The organism is Chitinophaga japonensis, assembly GCF_007830125.1.
Taxonomy (GTDB): domain Bacteria; phylum Bacteroidota; class Bacteroidia; order Chitinophagales; family Chitinophagaceae; genus Chitinophaga; species Chitinophaga japonensis.
Map to the genome: position 1 here is coordinate 249,505 of NZ_VLLG01000008.1, position 19,898 is coordinate 269,402.

Consider the following 19,898-nt stretch of genomic DNA (forward strand, 5'->3'; position numbering starts at 1 on the left):
ATCAGCTCAAAAAAGCGCCCTTTTATGAGTACGCCTTACACTTTTGACGGCCGCCTGGTGTTAAGAACGCCCAGGTATCCTTTAGCAGAACTGTGCAACAGTCATGAGGTATCCGCATTATTGTGCAACAATGCCTTCCTGGAAGCTGTTTATCTTGCTTCGCCTGTTTTGTACAATGAATGCATTAAATGGAAAGAAGGCCGCATAAGTGGGAAAAAGGAGATAGAAAAGCTCACCCGTTCACTTAACAAGTACCTGATACGGATGAGCAGCCGCTGTACGCCTTTTGGCCTCTTTTCAGGCTGTGCAGTGATACACTGGACCAATGAGCCTACAGCCGTGGCAGTTAGCAGCGGCCGCATTAGCCGGCATACCCGGCTGGACATGCATTACCTGTGCGCTTTATCCCAACAGTTAGCGCTTTTACCTGGCATTAGGAATAATTTGCTGTATTTTTCAAACAGTAGCGCCTATACGATAGGAGACGAGCTGCGTTACGTAGAGTATATTTATGTAAACGGGAAGCGTATCCATCAGATCAGTGCGGTCAGCACCTCCGAATACCTGGATAAGGTAGTAAACGCTGCTTACAATGGAGCTACAGTACAGCAGCTCTGCAACTGGCTGGTAGAAGATAATATTACAGCGGAAGAAGCGCTTGGGTTTATTGACGAGCTGATAAACGCCCAGGTACTGGTCAGCGAGATGGAGCCCGCCATTACCGGCAAGGAATTTCTGGAGCAACTGATAGAAGTGCTGGAAAGAATTAACAAGGAGCAGGAAGCAGCTACAGCCGATGTATTGCAGGTACTGCGACAGGTAGCCTGCCTGCTGCAGCAACTGGATGCTTCGGAAGATAATGATATTGCGCCATACAGGAAAGTTATGGAGCTGCTGGCAATGCTGGGCGTGGATTATGATGAAAGCAGGCTGTTCCAGACAGATGTTATTAAACAGGTATCTGGTAATGGGATAAGCGTAAAGGTGCAGCAACAGTTGGGGGAGGCGTTAACGGTATTGAACAAACTGAGCTGCTTTAAGGAAAACCCCCACCTGCAGTCTTTTATACGGCGTTTTTGCGAACGTTATGAAGACAGGGAAATGCCACTGCTGGAGGTGCTGGATTCAGATGCCGGCATAGGATATACGGAAAACAGCGGTACTAGCGTTGCCCCCTTGGTAGATGACATAGTAATAGCAGGGGAAGAGAAGGAAGCGCAGCTCTCCTGGGGGCCGTTGGAGAGGATGTTGAGTGAAAAGCTGCTGCAGATGTATACCTACGGGCGGCAGACTATTGAGATAATGGACGAAGACCTGGAAGGGTTCAGCGCCAGTTGGAACAACCTGCCCCCCTCCTTTGCCGTAATGTTCAGGATTATAAGTGAAAGTGCCCATACCATTTACCTGGAAAGCGTGGGCAGCTCCAGCGCCGCAAATATGCTGGGCCGCTTTGCGCATGCTGACCCGGCTGTTAACCGGCTGGTGTGCGATATTACCAGGCGGGAGCAGGAAATGGACCCTGATTTTGTATATGCGGAAATTATCCACCTGCCGGAAAGCCGTACCGGAAATATTTTATTACATCCTGTATTCAGGCAGTATGAGATCCCGTACCTGGCAAAGTCTTCACTGGATAAGGAGCAGCAGATAGATGTACAGGACCTGTACATCTCGGTAAAGAATAACCGTTTGATATTGCGTTCCCGCCGCCTGGGCAAGCAGGTCATTCCGCGGCTGAGCACAGCCCACAATTACTCCGGCAATGCCCTGCCGGTGTATCGTTTCCTGTGCGATCTTCAATTGCAGGATAAAAGGGGGGGGATGTCATTTCACTGGGGAGCCCTGAATGCACAGTGCCGGTTCTTTCCCAGGGTAACGTATAAGAATACGGTACTTTACCTGGCCAAATGGCGTTTCCTGCAAAAAGATATACAGCCCCTGCTGAACTTGCAGGGAAAGGATTTGCAGGAGGCGCTGCATCGGTTCCGGCTGCAATGGAAGCTACCGGTACAGGTTGTCCTTGCTGATGGTGATAATGAATTGTTAATAGATCTCACACATGCCGCCACAGCATCCGTCTGGCTGGATACCGTAAAAAACAGGCCGCGTTTTGAGCTGCGGGAATTCCTGAACGACCAGCAACAGATAACGGATGAAGGCGGCCGGTCTTATGTCAACCAACTGGTAGCTGTGTTGGGAAAGGGAATCGCCTCATATGAGCAACTGAAAATAAAGCACTCCCCCCCGCCTTATGACGGTCCTGCACAGCGCCACTTTTCGCCGGGCAGCGACTGGATGTACTATAAGCTGTATTGCGGCATACAATCTGCCGATAAGATATTGCTGGACGCCATTAAGCCACTGGGGGAAGAGCTGGTAGAAAGCCGTATGGTGGACAAGTGGTTTTTCATACGTTACAGTGACCCGGATTTTCATTTAAGGCTGCGCTTACACCTGTCAGATATAAATGACCTGGGACCTCTGTCGCGGAAGGTACATGCCTGTTTACAGCCATATAAAGCGGCAGGATACATATGGAAAATACAACTGGACACCTATACCAGGGAAACCGGCCGGTATGGTGATAATACGATCGGTTTGGCCGAAACACTGTTTTACCATGACAGTGTTGCGTTTACCAACCTGTTGGACAATACTCGCGGAGATCAGCGGGAAGAAATGAGGTGGCTGTGGGGGCTGCGCGCTGTAGATGAGCTGCTGAACTGCTTTTGCTTCCCGCTCCGGGACAAGTATGCCTTGTTGGACGGTTTGCGGGAAGACTTTGGCCTGGAGTTCAATATGGATAAACCGCTGAAGCTGCAGTTGGATAGTAAATACAGGAAAAATAAGCAGATGATCGAACAGGTTATGAATGCGTCCGATGACCAGGAGTGCGCGCTACGGGGCCTGGTGAGCATCCTGGGGGAGAAATCCCGGAACATAGCAGGTGTAGTTGATGAAATACTGGCACTGGACAAAGCAGGTAAGCTGCAGGTGCCTGTGCCGGACCTGTTGCGCAGCTATATTCATATGATGATCAACCGTATCACAATTACTTATCCACGCAAGCAGGAAATGGTGATGTATGATTTCCTGTCCCGTTACTATAAATCGGCAATGGTGCGGGAAAAAACAATGATAGCAGCAGGATAGGCGCTCAAAATTAAACAAGCATGTTGAAAAGGTTTCCACATTATAGGCAGTATGACGAAATGGACTGTGGCCCCACTTGCCTGCGGATTATCAGTAAATATTACGGCAGGTCCATTTCGCTGGAGCATCTTAGGGAACTAAGCAACACAACACGGGCCGGTTCCAGCCTGCTGAATGTCAGCGAAGCGGCTGAAAAGATAGGCTTCCGTACGGTAGGAGCAAAAATAAGCTTACAGGACCTGGCCACGGAATCACCTTTTCCGTGCATTGCATTATGGAACCAGCGCCATTTTATCGTAGTATACAAGATCAGAAAGAACAGGGTATATGTATCTGACCCTGCACATGGGCTGATTGTGTATACCAGGGAGGAATTTCTTAAAGGTTGGGCGGTTACGGATGTATACGGTGTTATTCTTACCCTGGAGGTTTCCCCGGAATTTGAGCAGGTGGAAAGTTCAGAGGCATCCTCCGGCAGCGATCTCCGGTTTATTTATAAGTACCTGGTGCGCTACCGCCGGTTTGCAGCGCAATTGCTGGCAGGTCTTCTGGCCGGCAGTATTTTACAACTGATATTTCCTTTTCTTACACAAAGCATTGTGGATATAGGAATACAGCATCACAACCTTTCGTTTATCTACCTGGTGCTGCTGGCCCAGCTATTGCTTTTTGCAGGCAGGATAAGCGTTGAGATTATCCGGGGCTATCTCCTGATGCATCTCAGCAGCAGGATCAATATTAACCTGCTCTCCGATTTTTTCAGGAAGCTGATGAAGTTGCCGATGAGTTATTTTGACGTGAAGATGACAGGGGATCTCCTGCAGCGTATCAATGATCACCAGCGGGTGGAGCTGTTCCTGACATCGGGTACCCTGAATATTTTCTTCTCACTGATAAACCTGTTGATATTCAGTATTGTACTATTTATTTACAGCCCCCTTATTTTCACGGTGTTTACAATAGGGAGCGCTATTTACTTCTGGTGGATACTGTTTTTTATGAAAAGAAGGGCGGCGCTGGATTACAAGCGTTTCAGCCTGCTCACCAGGAATAACGAGAAGAACCTGGAGCTGATCTATGGCATGCAGGAAATAAAGCTGAACAACGCGGAACGGAAGAAAAGATGGCAATGGGAACATTTGCAGGTAAAGCTTTTTAAAACCAACCTTAAAAGCCTTACGCTAAGCCAGTTGCAGTCCGGCGGCGCTTCCCTGATCAATGAGCTGAAGAATATTATCGTTTCCTTCCTGGCAGCCAGGCTGGTGCTGGCGGGAGAAATTACCCTGGGTGTTATGTTGTCCATATCCTACATTATCGGGCAGTTGAACGCCCCAATCCTGCAGCTCGTGGAATTCATCAAGGCACTGCAGGACGCCCGCCTGAGCATTAACCGCATTAACGAGATACACCGTCGTGCCGATGAAGAAAAACAGGAAGTGCGGGTAATAAGGGAAGCTCCCGGAGGGGACATTCGCATTAGCAACCTGTCATTCCGGTATGATAGCAGTTCATTGACGCCTATGGTGCTGAAAAATATCAGCCTGCTCATACCCTGGAAAAGTGTAACCGCTATTGTAGGGGCCAGCGGCAGTGGCAAAACCACCCTGTTAAAGCTGCTGCTCCGGTTCTATGACCCGGAAGGCGGGGAAATAAGGATCGGCAATACGCCGATTACCGCTATCCCGCATAGCCGTTGGCGGAACGTCTGCGGAGTGGTTATGCAGGAAGGTTACATATTCAGTGATACTATTGTAAGCAATATCGCCGTGGGTGACGAAGAAATTGACCAGGAGAAACTATGGAACGCCGCCCGGGTTGCTAACATTCATGAATTTATTGAATCCCTGCCGCTGGGTTATGATACCCGTATCGGACAGAACGGCATGGGCCTGAGCACCGGGCAGAAGCAGCGGATACTGATTGCGCGCGCTGTTTACAAAGATCCCGAGCTGCTTTTTTTTGATGAGGCTACCAGTGCCCTGGATGCCCGCAACGAAAAAGTGGTCATAGAGAACCTGGACAGTTTTTTTAAGGGGAAAACGGTAATAGTGATTGCACACCGGTTAAGTACAGTAAAGAATGCCAACAGGATCGTGGTGCTGGAGAAGGGGGAGATTGCCGAGGTCGGCACGCACCAGGAGCTGATCCACGGGAAAGGTTATTATTTCAATCTTGTTAAAAACCAACTGGAGCTGGGAGAATAAGAGCATATGCAGGAAAAGAATAGACATATCGAATCGTCGCTGGTAAGCGGGGAGATCAATGAAGTGCTGGGGGCTGCACCGGCCTGGATCATACGATGGGGCAGCCTGTTGTTGCTGGGCATTATACTGCTGCTGTGCGCTCTTTCTTTTCTGATAAGGTACCCTGACATTATTAAGGGGGAAGCCTGTATGACGCCGGTAATGCCGCCGGCGGATGTTGTGCTGCAGCCCGGTATGGCCATAGAGGCAATATACGTGCAGGATGGCGACAGCGTGCAGGAAAGGCAACCGTTGTTGCAGGTCAGGGGCCGGGGCATGCGGGATACTATCACCAGTCCCGCTGCCGGCAGGGTTTTATTACAGCAGGCCATACGCCGGAATAGCGCCTTTACAAGAGCAACTCTCCTGGTAAGCATTATTCCTTTCGGGCAGCAGTATTATACAACTGCAACAATGCCGGCCGCCGGTTCGGGAAATATTCGTATAGGGCAGCGGGTAAATATCAGTTTGTACCGGTATCCGCGAGCTGAGTATGGCAGTATCAGCGGCAGGGTGGTGTCAAAGCCATTGCCTGCAGCAGGTAATACCGTTAAAGTGGTAATACAGCCAGATAAAGGGAGTGTCACTAATTATAACAGGGAGCTGGAGATCTACCAGGGTGAGAAGGGGCAGGCGGAGATCATTACCTCCGATAAGCGCCTGGTTCAGCGCATTTTCAGCTTTCTGGCTGATTTTTGAGCTGTTTGGTACATGGAATCATCCGTTTCGTGTAGCGCTTTTCCGGGAGCACACTTTTCATACTAGTTTTACAATACCGGATTGATACGGAAAAACTAATCACAACACTCTATTTGTTAACTGTTAAACCTTAAAAAATGAGAAAGAGTACTGAAAAAAAAGAACAAAAATTGAAACTGAACAAAGTAACAGTTATTAAGCTGGATGCTGAAAAAATGCACATGTTATGGGGAGGTGGAATAATCATTAATACAACAGATGCATCCGGGCGCCCGCAGTGCGATACCAGGGAAACCGCGCTTCAAACCCTGTGAACCTGCAGGACCTGCCAACACTCGTTTTATTACGGGAACCTCACGGATCTGTCGCTTGCCTTATGGAAATGTCAAGAGCCGGTCATAGTGAGATTCCCGTAATATTTTTTATCTTAAAGGAGTATAAATGAAAAGACCAAATGCCGTAAAATACATTATGCTGCTTTGTTTTTGTTGCCTGTGCGCAAGTGCGGTTGCACAGCAGTGTAGCTGTATTGACAATTTCCGCCACATGGTGGCAAAGGTGGAAAGAAACTATGCAGGCTTCATGGATAAGGTAACCGCATCCAACCGGCCTGAGTTTATACGCTATACGGACAGCCTGGAGCAGGTAGCGGCAAAAACAGGTGAGGAGAAATGTTTATTCGTGCTGCGGAAATGGATTCGTTTTTTCAGGGACCGGCATATGACTCTCGTCCTAAACGGAGACAGCGCCGATAATAACATCCGTATCAGGCGTATCTTTTCCGCATCGGAAAAAATAAACGTTTCCCATACCGCGTTTATGCAATACCTGGAGCAAAACAAGCAAGAGCTGGATTCCCTGGAAGGCATTTGGGAAGACGACCGTGGTATCTACCGGATGGCATTTATGCGGGATCGGAAAAAAAAAGGGCAGGAATTCATTGGATTTATCCTGCAGGCAGATAGCGTATTCTGGTTGCCGGGGCAGGTGAAAGCCAGGATACGCAAACATAACCGTACCTATAGGATGTTATACTTTTACAATAAGAATCACAATGACCTGCAGCCCACCCTTGCACTTGACCGGCATACCTTCAATGCAGGCATCGGCGGCGTTTGGTATAAGGTCTATCCCCGTGAGGAGGACAGCATGGCGCACCGGAAGCCCCGGCACTATTATGACCCCTCTTTTAGTACACTGGACTCACAAACCTGTATGCTGGCATTGCCCAGCTTTAGCCTGGCAGCCAAGCCGCTTATAGACAGCCTGGTGGAGCATCACTTTGAAGTGATCAAAAAAAGCAGGCATTTTATTATTGATCTCAGGAACAATACGGGAGGGTCTGTGCTGTGTTTTCAGAAACTGCTGCCCTTTTTATATACCAGGCCTATCATCACCAAGGGCCAGTCGGTAATGGCTACGGAAGACAATATCAATGACCTTTACACCATTACGGATTATCCCAATATATCGGACAGCATGCGTAACCTGTTCAAAAAGGAGCTGGCGGAGCTTCGGGCGCATAAAGGAGCCATGTATAATCTCTGGAAGGATGATACGCTGGTATTGGCTGGTATGTTGCCATACCCGCAGAAAATATCTTTTATCATTAATGAGAACTGTGCGAGCGCTGCGGAAATAATACTGCTGAAGGCCAGGCAAAGCAGCAAGGTGAAAATCTTCGGTAAGCATAGCATGGGCGCCATTGATTACCTGGATATAGCTACTACGAAAATGCCCTGCAACCTGTACTCCCTGCGCTACGCTACCTCCCGTACCAACCGGCTGCCAAAGGAACCGCTGGACAATAAAGGTATTCAGCCTGATGTGGAAATTCCCGACAATGTTGTAGATTGGGTAGAGTTTGTAAGAACCAAATATCCCGTAAAATGACCTTCTTGAACATCCCCAGGAAATACAGGATAATATTGCTCCATGTTGGAGCCTGGTTGTTGTATATTGCATTTGGTACGCTGAATAAGATCTTCGTGAATGATCAGGCTTCCGTTAACCTGGGAGATATACTACTGACCCAGCTACCGGGCATATACGTGTTCTACGGAAGCATTTTCCTGTACATGAAACTGTTGTCTGCCGAAAGGTATGTGCTGCTGTTTGTAATGGAAGTGCTGCTGTTCATTTCGTACCTCCTGCTTTTTGCCCTTATTGGAGACGTTATTTTTCCCCTGCTGCTGCCGGATGTGGAAGTGCCGCCCTTTGACCTGGGCGGTTTTGTCATATCAGGTCTCTGGGCATTTATCCGGTATTCCTTTTTCGCCTTTGGCTACTATTTTGCGCAGCGCCTGATCACAAAGGAAAAGGAGCTGCGGGTAATAGAGCGGAAGAAGCTGCAGGCGGAGCAGGGCAAGCTGGAGGCGGAATATGCCTTCCTGAGAGCACAGATTAATCCCCATTTTCTGCATAACACGCTCAATTTCTTTTATGCCAAATCCCTGGGATGCTCAAAGGAGCTGTCCGAGGGCATTCTTACCCTGTGTGAGATCATGCGTTACTCCCTTAACAGCGGAGAAGATGAAAGCGGTACTGTACTGCTGACCCAGGAGGTGGAGCACCTGCAGAATGTCGTCAAAATAAACCAGCTACGGTTTAGTAACCGCCTGCAGGTAGATTTTGAAGTAACCGGACATTTTGAAACCTTGCGGATCATTCCTCTCGTGCTGATTACTTTGGTGGAAAATGCATTCAAGCATGGGGAGCTTACCAACCAGCAATATCCGCTTACTATCAAGCTGGCAGTAGACGAGCATAACCGGCAGATTCATTTTACTACCTATAACAGGAAGAAAAAAGGTCCTAAAGAGTTGTCGCACGGCATAGGGATGGACAATATCCGTAAAAGACTGCACGCCGTTTATAGAGACAACTACCAGTTGCATATAAAGGATGAGGAAGATGCATATACTGCAGCGTTGTTCATTAATCTGGATACAGGAGAGGAGCCTGCGGCACAAACAGCCCTTTCCGCTGGCAGCGGTGCTTCCATGGGAGGCTATGCCGGTAATATCAACTATAACCTATTGATTGATAAACTGTAAACCCGCATAACTATGATCAACTGTTTAGTAGTAGATGATGAACAGCATGCTGTAGATGTGCTCACGCACCATATCAGTCAAACGCCCTTCCTGCAATTGGTAAAGTCTACCACCAACCCTATTGAAGCATTACAGATAGTGAATGTGCAGAAGGTGGACCTTGTATTCCTGGATATACAAATGCCGGAAATGTCAGGGCTGGACTTTGCCAAAACTATCCAGGGGAAGTGTAAAGTCATTCTTACCACCGCTTACAGCGAATTTGCCGCTGAAGGATTTGAACTGGAGGTAGTAGACTACCTGTTAAAGCCCATTTCGCTGCCCCGCTTCTTCAAGGCCGTTCAAAGAGTGCTGAATATGGTTACTTCATCCATAGCAGTTGCATCGGAAGACGCCTCCATTGAGGACGATTATATCTTTGTGAAGACAGAGTTTAAAGGTAAGATGCTGAAAGTCAATCTGAAAGATATTGATTATATAGAGGGTATGAAAAACTATGTGGCTATTTACCATGCCGGTCAGAAAACAATGGCACTGCTGAATATGAAGGACCTGGAAGGAAGACTGCCCAAAAAGCATTTTTTCCGGGTGCACAAATCCTATATTGTGTCCGTAAATAAGATCGTTGCCATTGAGGGAAACATGGTCATATTGAAGAATGTAAAGGCCGATATACTCCTGGGGGAGACCTATAAAGCCGCTTTTTACGATATTATGAAGGATAAGCTGATGGGGTAGGGACGTATGTACCTGTAATCGGCCCTTTGGTGTAGAAAATTACGAATGGCCCTCCCCGGGGGGTAAATTTGTTGCAGATAAAGTAATCAGGAACGATGCAACAAATAGCCCAGAAACAACTAGATAGATTAAATGCCCTTCTGGAAAGCCATGTCAGCAGCAATGACACTTTCCTGAAAGGCAGACTGGGCTTGATCTATTATTATTTCCACCTTTACAAAGTAACAGAAAAGGCCGCGCTGAAGCATAAGGCGGAAGACCTGCTCCAACAGGTTTTTAGCAACATCAATTCCACCATACCCACCCTGATAGGAGCTGCATTGAGTACGGGAGGCGCCGGCCTGGGCTTTGCCGTAAACTCCATGTATCGGCAGGGGTTACTGGAATTTGAGGTGGACAACGAGTTCGAAAGACTCGATGAATACCTGTTTAAAACAGCCTGTGACCTTATTTCTGAAGATAATACTGATTTCCTGCACGGAGCGCTGGGGGTAATACATTACTTCACGGAAAGACAGCGTACTACTCCGCAGGTGGCCTGTTACCTGGATACGTTGGTAGAAAAAGTATGTTTGAACGCCGTGCAGGAAGATGCCGGCTGCTGGTTCAGGAACACCCTGATGAGGGTAGACGGAGAGGAGGTGATCAACTTCAGCATGTCACATGGTTTGTGCGGAATACTGCTGGTATTACTGAATGCCTATGATACTTCCGCACACAGGGAGCTGATACAGAAAACCGTCAACGGCGGCATACAGTTTATCCTCAAACACAAGATAGACGTTGATTTTTCCCGTAATGAATACTCCTTTTTCCCGTTCATGATGAAGCGTGGCGCAAGCGAAATATCCGCTCCCAACCGGATGGGCTGGTGCTACGGTGACCTTAATGAAGTGTTGCTGTTTTATCGGGCGGGAAAGCGCTTTAACGACGATAGCCTCTTGCGCCTGGCAGACCTGATAGGTATGCAAAGTATGATGCGCAGGGACGAGTGCGCCACCATGGTCAGCACTTCCTGTTTCTGCCACGGAACTGCTGGACTCGCACAGTTCTGCAAAACATTGTACGAGGAAAGAGGGCTGGAGATTTACCGGGAAGGATACGAATGCTGGATCGAGAAAACGATCCTGTTGCTGGATGAAGAGTTGGAAAAGGACGCCTATGCAGGTAAGGAAGGAGATATGCTGGAAGGCGTTGTCGGGATTGCATTTACATTGCTTTCGTATGTAACGGATATGACATTGCGCTGGAACAAGGCGTTGTTGTTATAGAAGTTTTGTACTTATAATGAACGTGTTGGTGTAACAATTTTTTACCTGGCTGGATTCCGGTTTAAGTTTGTATCATCAGAAAAAACGAAACGTCAGAACTCACCTGGGTTTTCGAAAAGTATCCTTTTATCTTTAACGGAACAGACTGGGACTCTTTGTAGCGATAGCTGTACCCTGCCGTTAGCCGACTTTTTTACACCCCGTTTTCATCTCTTTTATTAATTCTAAACCGCATTTACAATGGCCAAGTTCAGCGTTGGCTGGTATCTTCTGTATACCAGGCCCCGTCAGGAAGCCCGCGTGGCAAACGAATTAGCGGATAAAAATGTACAGGTTTACCTGCCTTACACAAAAACAAGGAGAAGGTGGAGTGACAGGATTAAAACGATAGATATGCCTTTATTCCCTTCATATGTTTTCGTGCGCCTGAATAATCTTCATGAATTTTTTCATGGTTCAAGCATAGAGGGCACCTGCGATTATGTAAGGTTTGGAAATGAAGTGGCGAAGGTGAGTGAAGCAGTGATTGAATCTGTCAGGTTGATTGAGCGCGGAGCGGAGAACGTGGAAGTATCAGATGCACGCTTTAATCCCGGCGAACGGCTTACCATACAGGAAGGCCCTTTATGCGGTTTGACCTGCGAAGTGGTGCAGCATAAAGGGAAAGACAAGCTACTGGTACGTGTGCAAATGCTGCAGAGAAGCATCCTTGCGGATCTGCCGACCCATTTGCTGGGTAAATGTTCATAATAATAACCCTTTTGGAAACCGACTAAAAAAGACTTAAAAGATATGTCTTTCAACAGCATAAATTCTCTAGTAGAGGTATTGTTCAGCAGCAGCTCAGGGAAAGATGCGGGTATTACCTTCATTTCCGGTCAGGATAAAGAAACATTTCTTTCGTATGATGAGTTGAAAAAGCAGGCCTGTTTTGTATTATACAACCTGAAGGCAGCCGGCGTGCAAAAGGGGGACGAGCTGGTCATCCAACTGGAAGATAATAAGTCCTTTCTGCTTGTTTTCTGGGCCTGCCTGATAGGAAAGATCATCCCGGTGCCGCTTTCTTTTGGTGGACAGGATGAATACAAGCACAAGCTGTTTGCCGTATGGCGTTCGCTGCGGCGTCCATACCTGGTTACAACAGATGACCAGCTAAAAAGGATCATCCAGTTTGCAGGGGAATTGGATCTGCCGGATGTGCTGGAGCACATGCTGGCTTCCTGTGTGCCGGTTGATGTAACTACAAAGCGGGAACAAAGCATAGAGGAGGTCCCGGAGATCAGGCGCTCCGATATTGCCTATATACAATATTCTTCCGGTTCTACAGGGAACCCTAAGGGAGTAGTGCTGACCCATGAGAACCTGCTGTACAATGCGCGGGACATAGTAATGCGCTCCGCTACCACTCCACAGGATAAAAGCCTGAGCTGGATGCCGCTTACGCATGACATGGGAATGATCTGTTTTCACCTGTCATCCGTATTTGCAGGCATCCCGCAATTCCTTTTACCTACGTCGTTGTTTATCAGAAGGCCCTCCTTGTGGTTGGCCAAAGCTGCGCAGCATAAGGTCACACAGCTATACTCGCCTAATTTCGGATACCAGTATTTCCTGGCCGCATTTTCACAGGAAGAGGCTGCGGCCACAGGGCTGGACCTGTCAACTATTCGGATTATATATAATGGCGCAGAGCCTATTGATGCCGCCATCTGCCGGAATTTCCAGCATACGCTGGCGCCGTATGGTTTGCAGGAACGGGTTTGCTTCCCCGGTTACGGCCTGGCGGAAGCCTCCGTAGCCGTAACATTGCCTGTGCCGGGAGAAGAGCTGGTGGTTTACTATTTGAACAGGGACCGCCTGAGCATCGGGGACAGCGTCCAGGAGCTGGACCCTCAAGACAAGAGTGCGGTAAGCTTTGTGGAGGTAGGATATCCTATTGATCATTGTAACATAAGGATTGCAGGAGCAAAGGACGAATGGCTGGGAGACGGGATGATCGGGCATATACATATCCGGGGCCTTAATGTAACAGCAGGCTACTACCTGCAGGAGGAGGCTACACAGCACCTCTACACACGTGACGGCTGGCTGCGCACAGGCGATGTGGGGTTTGTGCGCAACAGGCGGCTGGTTATTACCGGCCGAGCGAAGAACATGATGATCTTAAACGGCCAGAATTACTATCCTCATGATATTGAAAGGGTGGTACAGGTTATACCAGGCATGGAACTGGGCAAGGTGGTGGCCTGTGCCATAAAACAGCCGGATGAGAAAAATGACCGGCTGGTGCTTTTCGTTTTGCACAAAGGACCGTCGGAGCGTTTCCTGGAGATGGCGATGGTCGCCAGGAAAGTAATACTGGAGCAAACGGGGCTCAGCGCCGAGTGCATTGTGCCGGTGAAAAAAGTACCCAAAACCACCAGTGGCAAAGTGCAGCATTTCCGGCTGATCGAGCAGTTCAGAGCCGGTCACTGGGACACTGTGCTGCAGGAGCTGCAGCAGTTGGCTGCACCTGCCATAGCAGAAACCGTTGCCTTGACCCCCGGGGATAGTATTGCACAGGCCTGGCAGGAGATAACCGGCCAGGTGGTGACCGACAGGCAGCAACCTTTGCTGGACAGCGGCATCAACAGCCTGCTGATCATGCGTTTTGTTTCAATGATCGGGGAACGCCTGTCCAGAAAGATCACGATCAAGGACTTTTTTGACCATGCATCCTCCCTGGAGGTGCTGGAGCGCTTTCTGGTAAATGCGCCTGTTCAGCAGGGAGAGACTTTTTTACTGCCTGCCGGTGAGCAGGAAGAATTTGCTTTGACGTTAACGCAGCAACGTTTCTTTATGATGGAGATGTTGCAGCCGGATAACAGCCCGCTGAATATCGCATATACGCTGCTCCTGGAAGCCGATATTGACCCGGAATTGCTGGAAGCGGCAGCCATGGAGCTGATGGACCGGCATGACGCGCTATGCGCGCGTTTTCATTTGACAGATCAGGGGCCGCGTCAGCGCTTTGATGAAGCGTCGGGAGTAAGCTTCCTGTTCAGGGACCTGTCTGCAGAGAGCGACCCGGTGGCTGCCGCAAGGGAATTGTGCCGGTCATTCATACTGATGCCTTTTGATCTTGAAAGCGCGCCGCTATGGCGCATAGGGCTTTTTAAAATAGCCCCCGGCAAAAGTATCATATGCATGGCAATGCATCACATTATCAGTGACGGGTGGACGCTACTGCTGGTAAAAAATGAGCTGGCGGATTGTTACAGCGCATTAGTGGCGGGAAATAATATACCGCAGCCTGAACAGCAACCTTCCTACCGGGAGTATGCCGCCTGGTATGCATCCTGGATGGCCGGCGAAAAGTACCTGGCGGATCAGCAATACTGGCGCCGCGAGTTTGAAGGCTTTGAGCCAGCCCCGTTATTCCGTCCGTCCCACAGCATGGTAGATCATAGTGACTTTACATCCCGGCGTATTGATTTTACGCTGGATGCCCGCACCTATGACCAGTTGAAGCAATGCTGCAGCCGGCAGCAGGTGTCCGTATTCTCTGCCTTGCTGACCCTGGTAAGCGTATGGTTATATAAATATACTGGTAGAACGGACCTGGCTATTGGAACAGATAGCAGTGGCAGGATGGCTACCGGGCTGGAGAAAATAGCCGGTTGCTTTATCAATACCATGATGATCAGGAGCCGTTTTTCACCGGATAACAGCATCGGATGGCTGCTGGCTTACATCGCAGGAAAAATATTTGACGCCTATGAGCACCAGTTGTATCCTGCTGATATGGATGGGAATACCAACCATCATACTGGCGTTACTGCGGCCCCACTGCTGGATGTGCTGGTGTTATTCCAGAACTTCGGGCAAGGCGCTTACGACGATTTTGGTAACATTAAGGCCGGCCGTTTAACGCTGCCGGTGGATACTGCATTGGCCGACCTGTCCTTTGAGTTCATAGAGGAGCAGGGGGGGCTCACCTGTCATATCGATTTCAGATCAGGTCTTTTCTCTCCTGCGCAGGCTGCCCGGTTTCCAGCCCATTTCAGTACGTTGCTGACCGCATTGCTGGAAACCCCGGCTGCCCGGCTAAGCAATATTGACATGCTGCCTGCAGAAGAAAGATTGCTATTGATAAAAGCCTATAACAACCCGTACTATTCCCCCATTTATGCAGAGAGTGACCTGGTAAGGCGTTTTGAGCAGATGGCGCGCGCCAACCCCCATGCCACCGCCGTTATTTTTGAAGGGAAGCGCATTTCCTACCAGGTGCTGAATGAGCAGGTAAACCGCTGGGCCTGCCATCTGAAAGCCAGCTACGGTATAGGGTATGGCGACCGGGTAGGCATTTGCCTGCCGAGATCGGAAAAGGCATTGATCGCTATACTGGCCACCCTGAAAGCCGGCGCTGCTTATGTTGCGCTGGACCCGGACTATCCTGCCGCCCGTCTGCATTTTATGATAGCTGACAGTGGTATAAAATTATTGTTGACAACAGCCGGCTGTCCGCATGATTTTACGGCCTGTGGTGTTTCCCTTGTTGTATGGGAGCAGGCAACGGATGTCCTGGACGGGTACCCGGCTGATGATCCTGGTGTAATAGTAGGCGATAAGGATGAAGCCTATGTCATTTATACCTCGGGCACAAGCGGACGGCCCAAAGGCCTGTCTGTAAACCGTTTTGCGCTTTATGATTATGCACAGACGGTGGTAGCCTATTTCGGAATTAGCGGGAATGATATCGTCATTCAGCAATCAGCGTTATCATTCGATACTTTGGTAGAGGAGGTATTTCCAGCGTTGTGCCAGGGCGCTGCGATCCACATTTTAAGCGAAGGGGGAAGAAATACTGACGCGATCATCGACGCCATTGTTAGCGGGCAGGCTACTGTTTTAAGCACTACGCCTACTGTAATAGGGGAACTGAACAAACAGGCGGCACTTGCGGCTAAATTACGGGTTTTGATCAGCGGCGGGGAAGTGTTGAAATACACCCAGATAGATCAACTGCTGGAGGAAGGACTGGACATTTACAATACTTACGGACCGTCTGAAACAACGGTTTGTGCCTGTTATTATAAAGTAACGCCGGGTACCGGCAGTATTCCTATCGGGCGCCCCGTCCGCAACCGGAAAATATATCTGCTGGACGAGCATCAGTGCCTGCTGCCCGCCGGCGCCACCGGGGAAATATATATAGGCGGTACCGGCGTATCCGATGGTTACATCAACCTGCCGGATGCTACGGAACAACATTTTTCAGATGATGTTTTTGCACGTTTTGGCAAACTGTACCGTACGGGGGATCTTGGCCGCTGGCGTGAAGACGGGCAGCTTGAGTTTTTGGGCCGCAAGGATCAACAGGTGAAGATCGACGGTTACCGCATTGAAACGACAGAAATAGAAGTGCAACTGGCGGAGCACGCAGGTGTATCGGAGGTAGCCGTAGTGCCTAAGCAGAACAGCCAGGGGAAGGAAATACTCGCTTGCTTTTATACGGCGCATGAGGAGGTAACGGTGGAAACGCTGAAGGCTTTTGCAAAGGCAAGGCTGCCATTTTACATGCTGCCGGCAATATGGAGGCAGGTGGATGGCCTGCCATTAACAGGGAATGGCAAGGTGGATCGTAAAGCACTGCTTGCGTATGAGACCGGGGACGCAATGGAAATGGAGGCGGTAGCCGTTTTACCGGGGAATGAGCAGGAAACTAGGCTGCTGGAAGCCTGGAAAAACATACTGGGGATTGCATCCATTGGCGTAACGGATAATTTTTTTGAGAAAGGAGGCAACTCGTTACTGGCTACAAGGTTGATATTATGGATACAGCAGCAATGGGAGCTGCGGCTGGGCCTGCAGGATATTTTCGGTAATCCTACAGTAAGGGAACTGGCCGGGCTAATAGCATCTGCCGGCAGGCAGGACATGATGGCTGGGGAAAGTATCCCGTTGGCCGCCCCTGCTCCGTATTACCAGGTGTCCTACAGTCAAAGGCGCTTGTGGTTGCTGGATAATTTCCAGGAGAACAAAGGCGCCTATAATCTCAGTTGGGCGTTCCTGGTGGAAGGAGCTTTCAACAAGGATGCATTTGCACAGGCATTCCGCTGGCTGGTGCAACGGCATGAGGTGCTACGCACAAACTTTGTCTTTATTGATAACAGCCCCTGCCAGGTGATTTCCGGCGACCGGCCATTTGAGATAACGTTGCTGGATTTCAGCAATGACGTTGATGCAATGGAGAAAGCGCACCGCTACGTAAAGGAGGCTGCTGCATACCCTTTTGATCTCAGATCGGAATCGCTGCTCAAAGCCGCTGTTATACAGTTGGATGACGATAGGGTCCTTTTCGTATTGGTATTGCATCATATTATAGGAGATGCATGGTCTATGGACATTGTCTCCACAGAGCTGTCCCATGCTTACAATGCTTTCGCTGCAGGAGCCGCGCCGGCATTGCCTGAGCTGCCCCTGCAATACAAGGACTTTGCGGCCTGGCAACAGGAGCAGGTAGCAGGCAATGCTTTAAGCGCTTCAAAAGCATACTGGCTGCAGCGTTTCAGCGATGACATTCCCGTACTGCAATTGCCGGAAGACAAGATAAGGCCGGCTCTGCAAACCTATAACGGGAAAACGTTACATCGCAGCATAGACCATACGTTGCGGAAAAAGTTGATGGCGCTGGCAGCAGCCAACTCCTGCGGAGTATTTGTAGTATTGCTGGCGTCCGTAAAAGCGTTTTTGTATCGTATTACCGGGCAGACGGATATTATTATCGGTGCTCCGGTAGCCGGTAGGATACACCCGGACCTCACATCGCAGGTAGGATTTTATGTGAATACCCTGCCTTTGCGTACTCAATTGGGTACATCAGACAGTTTTGATATCCTGGTCGGGAAGGTGAAACAAACTTTCCTGGATGCATTTGAGCACCAGGCATATCCTTTTGACCTGCTGGTAGAAGAACTGGACCTGGTACGGGATGAAAGCCGTACACCCCTTTTCAACGTAATGGTGGATCTTTTAAATACTGAAACAACCCTGGCGCAGCCGCTGCAACTGGAAGGGCTTACTTTAAATCCTTTCCCGGCAGACCATGCAACCAGCCAGTTTGATCTGTCATTTGATTTCTCGGAAGCGAATGGCCATCTTTCCCTGGCGCTGAACTTTAATACGGACATTTTCAGGGAAGAAAGCATACATATTTTATTGAACCGGTACCTGCAGTTGCTGCATAACATGGTGCAGGACAGTGATCAACCCATTGACATACCGGTTTGTTTGCCCCCGGAGGAACAGGCTGCATTGCTGGGGTTTTCCGGCACCGGGAGCGCGGTAATGCCAGCCCCGGACCTGGTGACCCTCTTTGAGTCGGTTGTGCAACGCTATGGCCATCTGCCGGCAGTATGTTACAACGGGGCTGAGCTGAGCTACGCGGCGCTGAATGAGCAGGCCAACCGGCTGGCGGACTGTATGACGAAAGATTACGGTGTGCAACCCGGCGACAGGATAGGGATTATGGTGGGCCGCAATGAATGGATGGTGGCCGGCGTGCTGGGCATACTAAAAGCAGGGGCGGCCTATGTGCCTTTGGATCCTGAATATGCTGCGGACCGCCTGGAATACATGATCGCAGATAGCGGGATCGATTTGTTGTTAACGGAAACGGATATACCCGTAACGTCCCGGCCTGTAAGTATGCTTAACCTTGCTGCTTTCGATGCGTCTGCCCGGCAGTATAATGCAGATAACCCGCTGTTAAAGCCGGGTACAAACGACCTGGCTTATCTGGTGTACACGTCAGGCTCTACGGGCCGTCCCAAGGGAGTAATGATTTCGCACGGGCAACTGTTGGGCTTATGGGATAGCCTTGGTGCGGCCTATGAGCTCGATACCTTTGAAGTACGCCTGTTACAGGTAGCCAGTATTTCATTTGACGTGTTTTTTGGTGATATGCTACGCAGCATTTTCCGGGGAGGGTTGATGGTGATCTGTGCTGCAGAACAGCGGCACGACCTGCAGGGCCTTTATGAGCTGATGCACGGCGCCCGTATCACTATACTGGAGTCTACGCCAGGTCTTTTATTGCCGCTGCTGGATTATATGCATGAGGAGGGTAAGCCCCTGGACTTTATGCGCATATTGATATTAGGCTCCGATACCCTTTCCGTAGAAGATTACCGCAAGGTATGCGAACGCTTTGGCCGTCCAGGGTTACGCATACTTAACAGCTATGGCACTACTGAAACTACCATCGATTCCTGTTTTTATGAAGGACCTGGTGCCATATCCCGCAGCTCCGGTTATGTGCCGGTGGGCCGTCCTTTGCGCAACACGCGGCTATATGTGTTGGACAGGCATTTTCAGTTGTGCGGCATAGGGATTACGGGAGAATTGTGGATAGGAGGCGTAGGCGTAGGACTGGGTTACTGGGGCCGTCCAGATCTGACGGGCGAGCGTTTTATCCCTGATCCTTATATGCCCGGTGGACGGATATACCGTACCGGTGACCTGGCTCGCTGGACAGCAGAGGGGAACCTGGAGTTTTTAGGTCGTGGTGATAACCAGGTAAAGATCCGGGGTTACCGGATAGAGCTTGGAGAAGTGGAGAGCGTGCTGCAGGGTTATGATGGTGTTCGAGAAGCAGTAGTGCTGGCGCCCAGTATTGATGGTGCAGATAAGGAACTGGTGAGCTACCTGGTATGGGATGGTGCTGCAGATGAGGCCGGTGTTCGTTCCTGGCTTCG

Annotated in this window: 10 protein-coding genes; all 10 read left to right on the forward strand. The window is 49.5% G+C overall.

From position 1 onward, the window contains the following. Positions 1–24 precede the first annotated feature (24 nt). Positions 25–3,153, forward strand: a complete 3,129-nt coding sequence (locus LX66_RS28040; protein ID WP_145719711.1) for a lantibiotic dehydratase — start codon at positions 25–27, stop codon at positions 3,151–3,153. A gap of 20 nt (positions 3,154–3,173) precedes the next feature. After that, on the forward strand, positions 3,174–5,357 hold the full coding sequence (locus tag LX66_RS28045) for a peptidase domain-containing ABC transporter (RefSeq protein WP_211366608.1): 2,184 nt from the start codon (positions 3,174–3,176) through the stop codon (positions 5,355–5,357). Positions 5,358–5,363: 6 nt separating this feature from the next. Beyond that, positions 5,364–6,095, forward strand: coding sequence for an HlyD family efflux transporter periplasmic adaptor subunit (locus tag LX66_RS28050; RefSeq protein ID WP_145719713.1), 732 nt, complete (start codon positions 5,364–5,366; stop codon positions 6,093–6,095). Between the two features lie 137 nt (positions 6,096–6,232). Next, positions 6,233–6,409, forward strand: coding sequence for a class I lanthipeptide (locus LX66_RS28250; RefSeq protein WP_158642791.1), 177 nt, complete (start codon positions 6,233–6,235; stop codon positions 6,407–6,409). A 127-nt stretch (positions 6,410–6,536) separates the two neighbouring features. Beyond that, entirely contained in the window at positions 6,537–7,988 is a 1,452-nt protein-coding gene (locus LX66_RS28055) for a S41 family peptidase (RefSeq protein WP_145719715.1), read from the forward strand. Continuing rightward, on the forward strand, positions 7,985–9,151 hold the full coding sequence (locus LX66_RS28060; protein ID WP_145719717.1) for a sensor histidine kinase: 1,167 nt from the start codon (positions 7,985–7,987) through the stop codon (positions 9,149–9,151). The genes LX66_RS28055 and LX66_RS28060 overlap by 4 nt, the downstream gene beginning before the upstream one ends. A gap of 12 nt (positions 9,152–9,163) precedes the next feature. After that, positions 9,164–9,889, forward strand: coding sequence for a LytR/AlgR family response regulator transcription factor (locus tag LX66_RS28065; RefSeq protein WP_145719719.1), 726 nt, complete (start codon positions 9,164–9,166; stop codon positions 9,887–9,889). A 95-nt stretch (positions 9,890–9,984) separates the two neighbouring features. Continuing rightward, entirely contained in the window at positions 9,985–11,160 is a 1,176-nt protein-coding gene (locus LX66_RS28070) for a lanthionine synthetase C family protein (protein WP_145719721.1), read from the forward strand. A 240-nt stretch (positions 11,161–11,400) separates the two neighbouring features. Then, positions 11,401–11,910: a transcription termination/antitermination protein NusG gene (gene nusG, locus LX66_RS28075; protein ID WP_145719723.1), complete on the forward strand. Its 510-nt coding sequence runs from the start codon at positions 11,401–11,403 to the stop codon at positions 11,908–11,910. A gap of 42 nt (positions 11,911–11,952) precedes the next feature. Then, positions 11,953–19,898, forward strand: a 7,946-nt coding sequence (locus tag LX66_RS28080; protein WP_145719724.1) for a non-ribosomal peptide synthetase, incomplete at its 3' end; no start/stop codon positions are given.

Coding starts and splice junctions, on each gene's coding strand:
- LX66_RS28040 (WP_145719711.1), top strand. CDS start 25: ATGAGTACGCCTTACACTTTTGACGGCCGCCTGGTGTTAAGAACGCCC.
- LX66_RS28045 (WP_211366608.1), top strand. CDS start 3,174: ATGTTGAAAAGGTTTCCACATTATAGGCAGTATGACGAAATGGACTGT.
- LX66_RS28050 (WP_145719713.1), top strand. CDS start 5,364: ATGCAGGAAAAGAATAGACATATCGAATCGTCGCTGGTAAGCGGGGAG.
- LX66_RS28250 (WP_158642791.1), top strand. CDS start 6,233: ATGAGAAAGAGTACTGAAAAAAAAGAACAAAAATTGAAACTGAACAAA.
- LX66_RS28055 (WP_145719715.1), top strand. CDS start 6,537: ATGAAAAGACCAAATGCCGTAAAATACATTATGCTGCTTTGTTTTTGT.
- LX66_RS28060 (WP_145719717.1), top strand. CDS start 7,985: ATGACCTTCTTGAACATCCCCAGGAAATACAGGATAATATTGCTCCAT.
- LX66_RS28065 (WP_145719719.1), top strand. CDS start 9,164: ATGATCAACTGTTTAGTAGTAGATGATGAACAGCATGCTGTAGATGTG.
- LX66_RS28070 (WP_145719721.1), top strand. CDS start 9,985: ATGCAACAAATAGCCCAGAAACAACTAGATAGATTAAATGCCCTTCTG.
- nusG (WP_145719723.1), top strand. CDS start 11,401: ATGGCCAAGTTCAGCGTTGGCTGGTATCTTCTGTATACCAGGCCCCGT.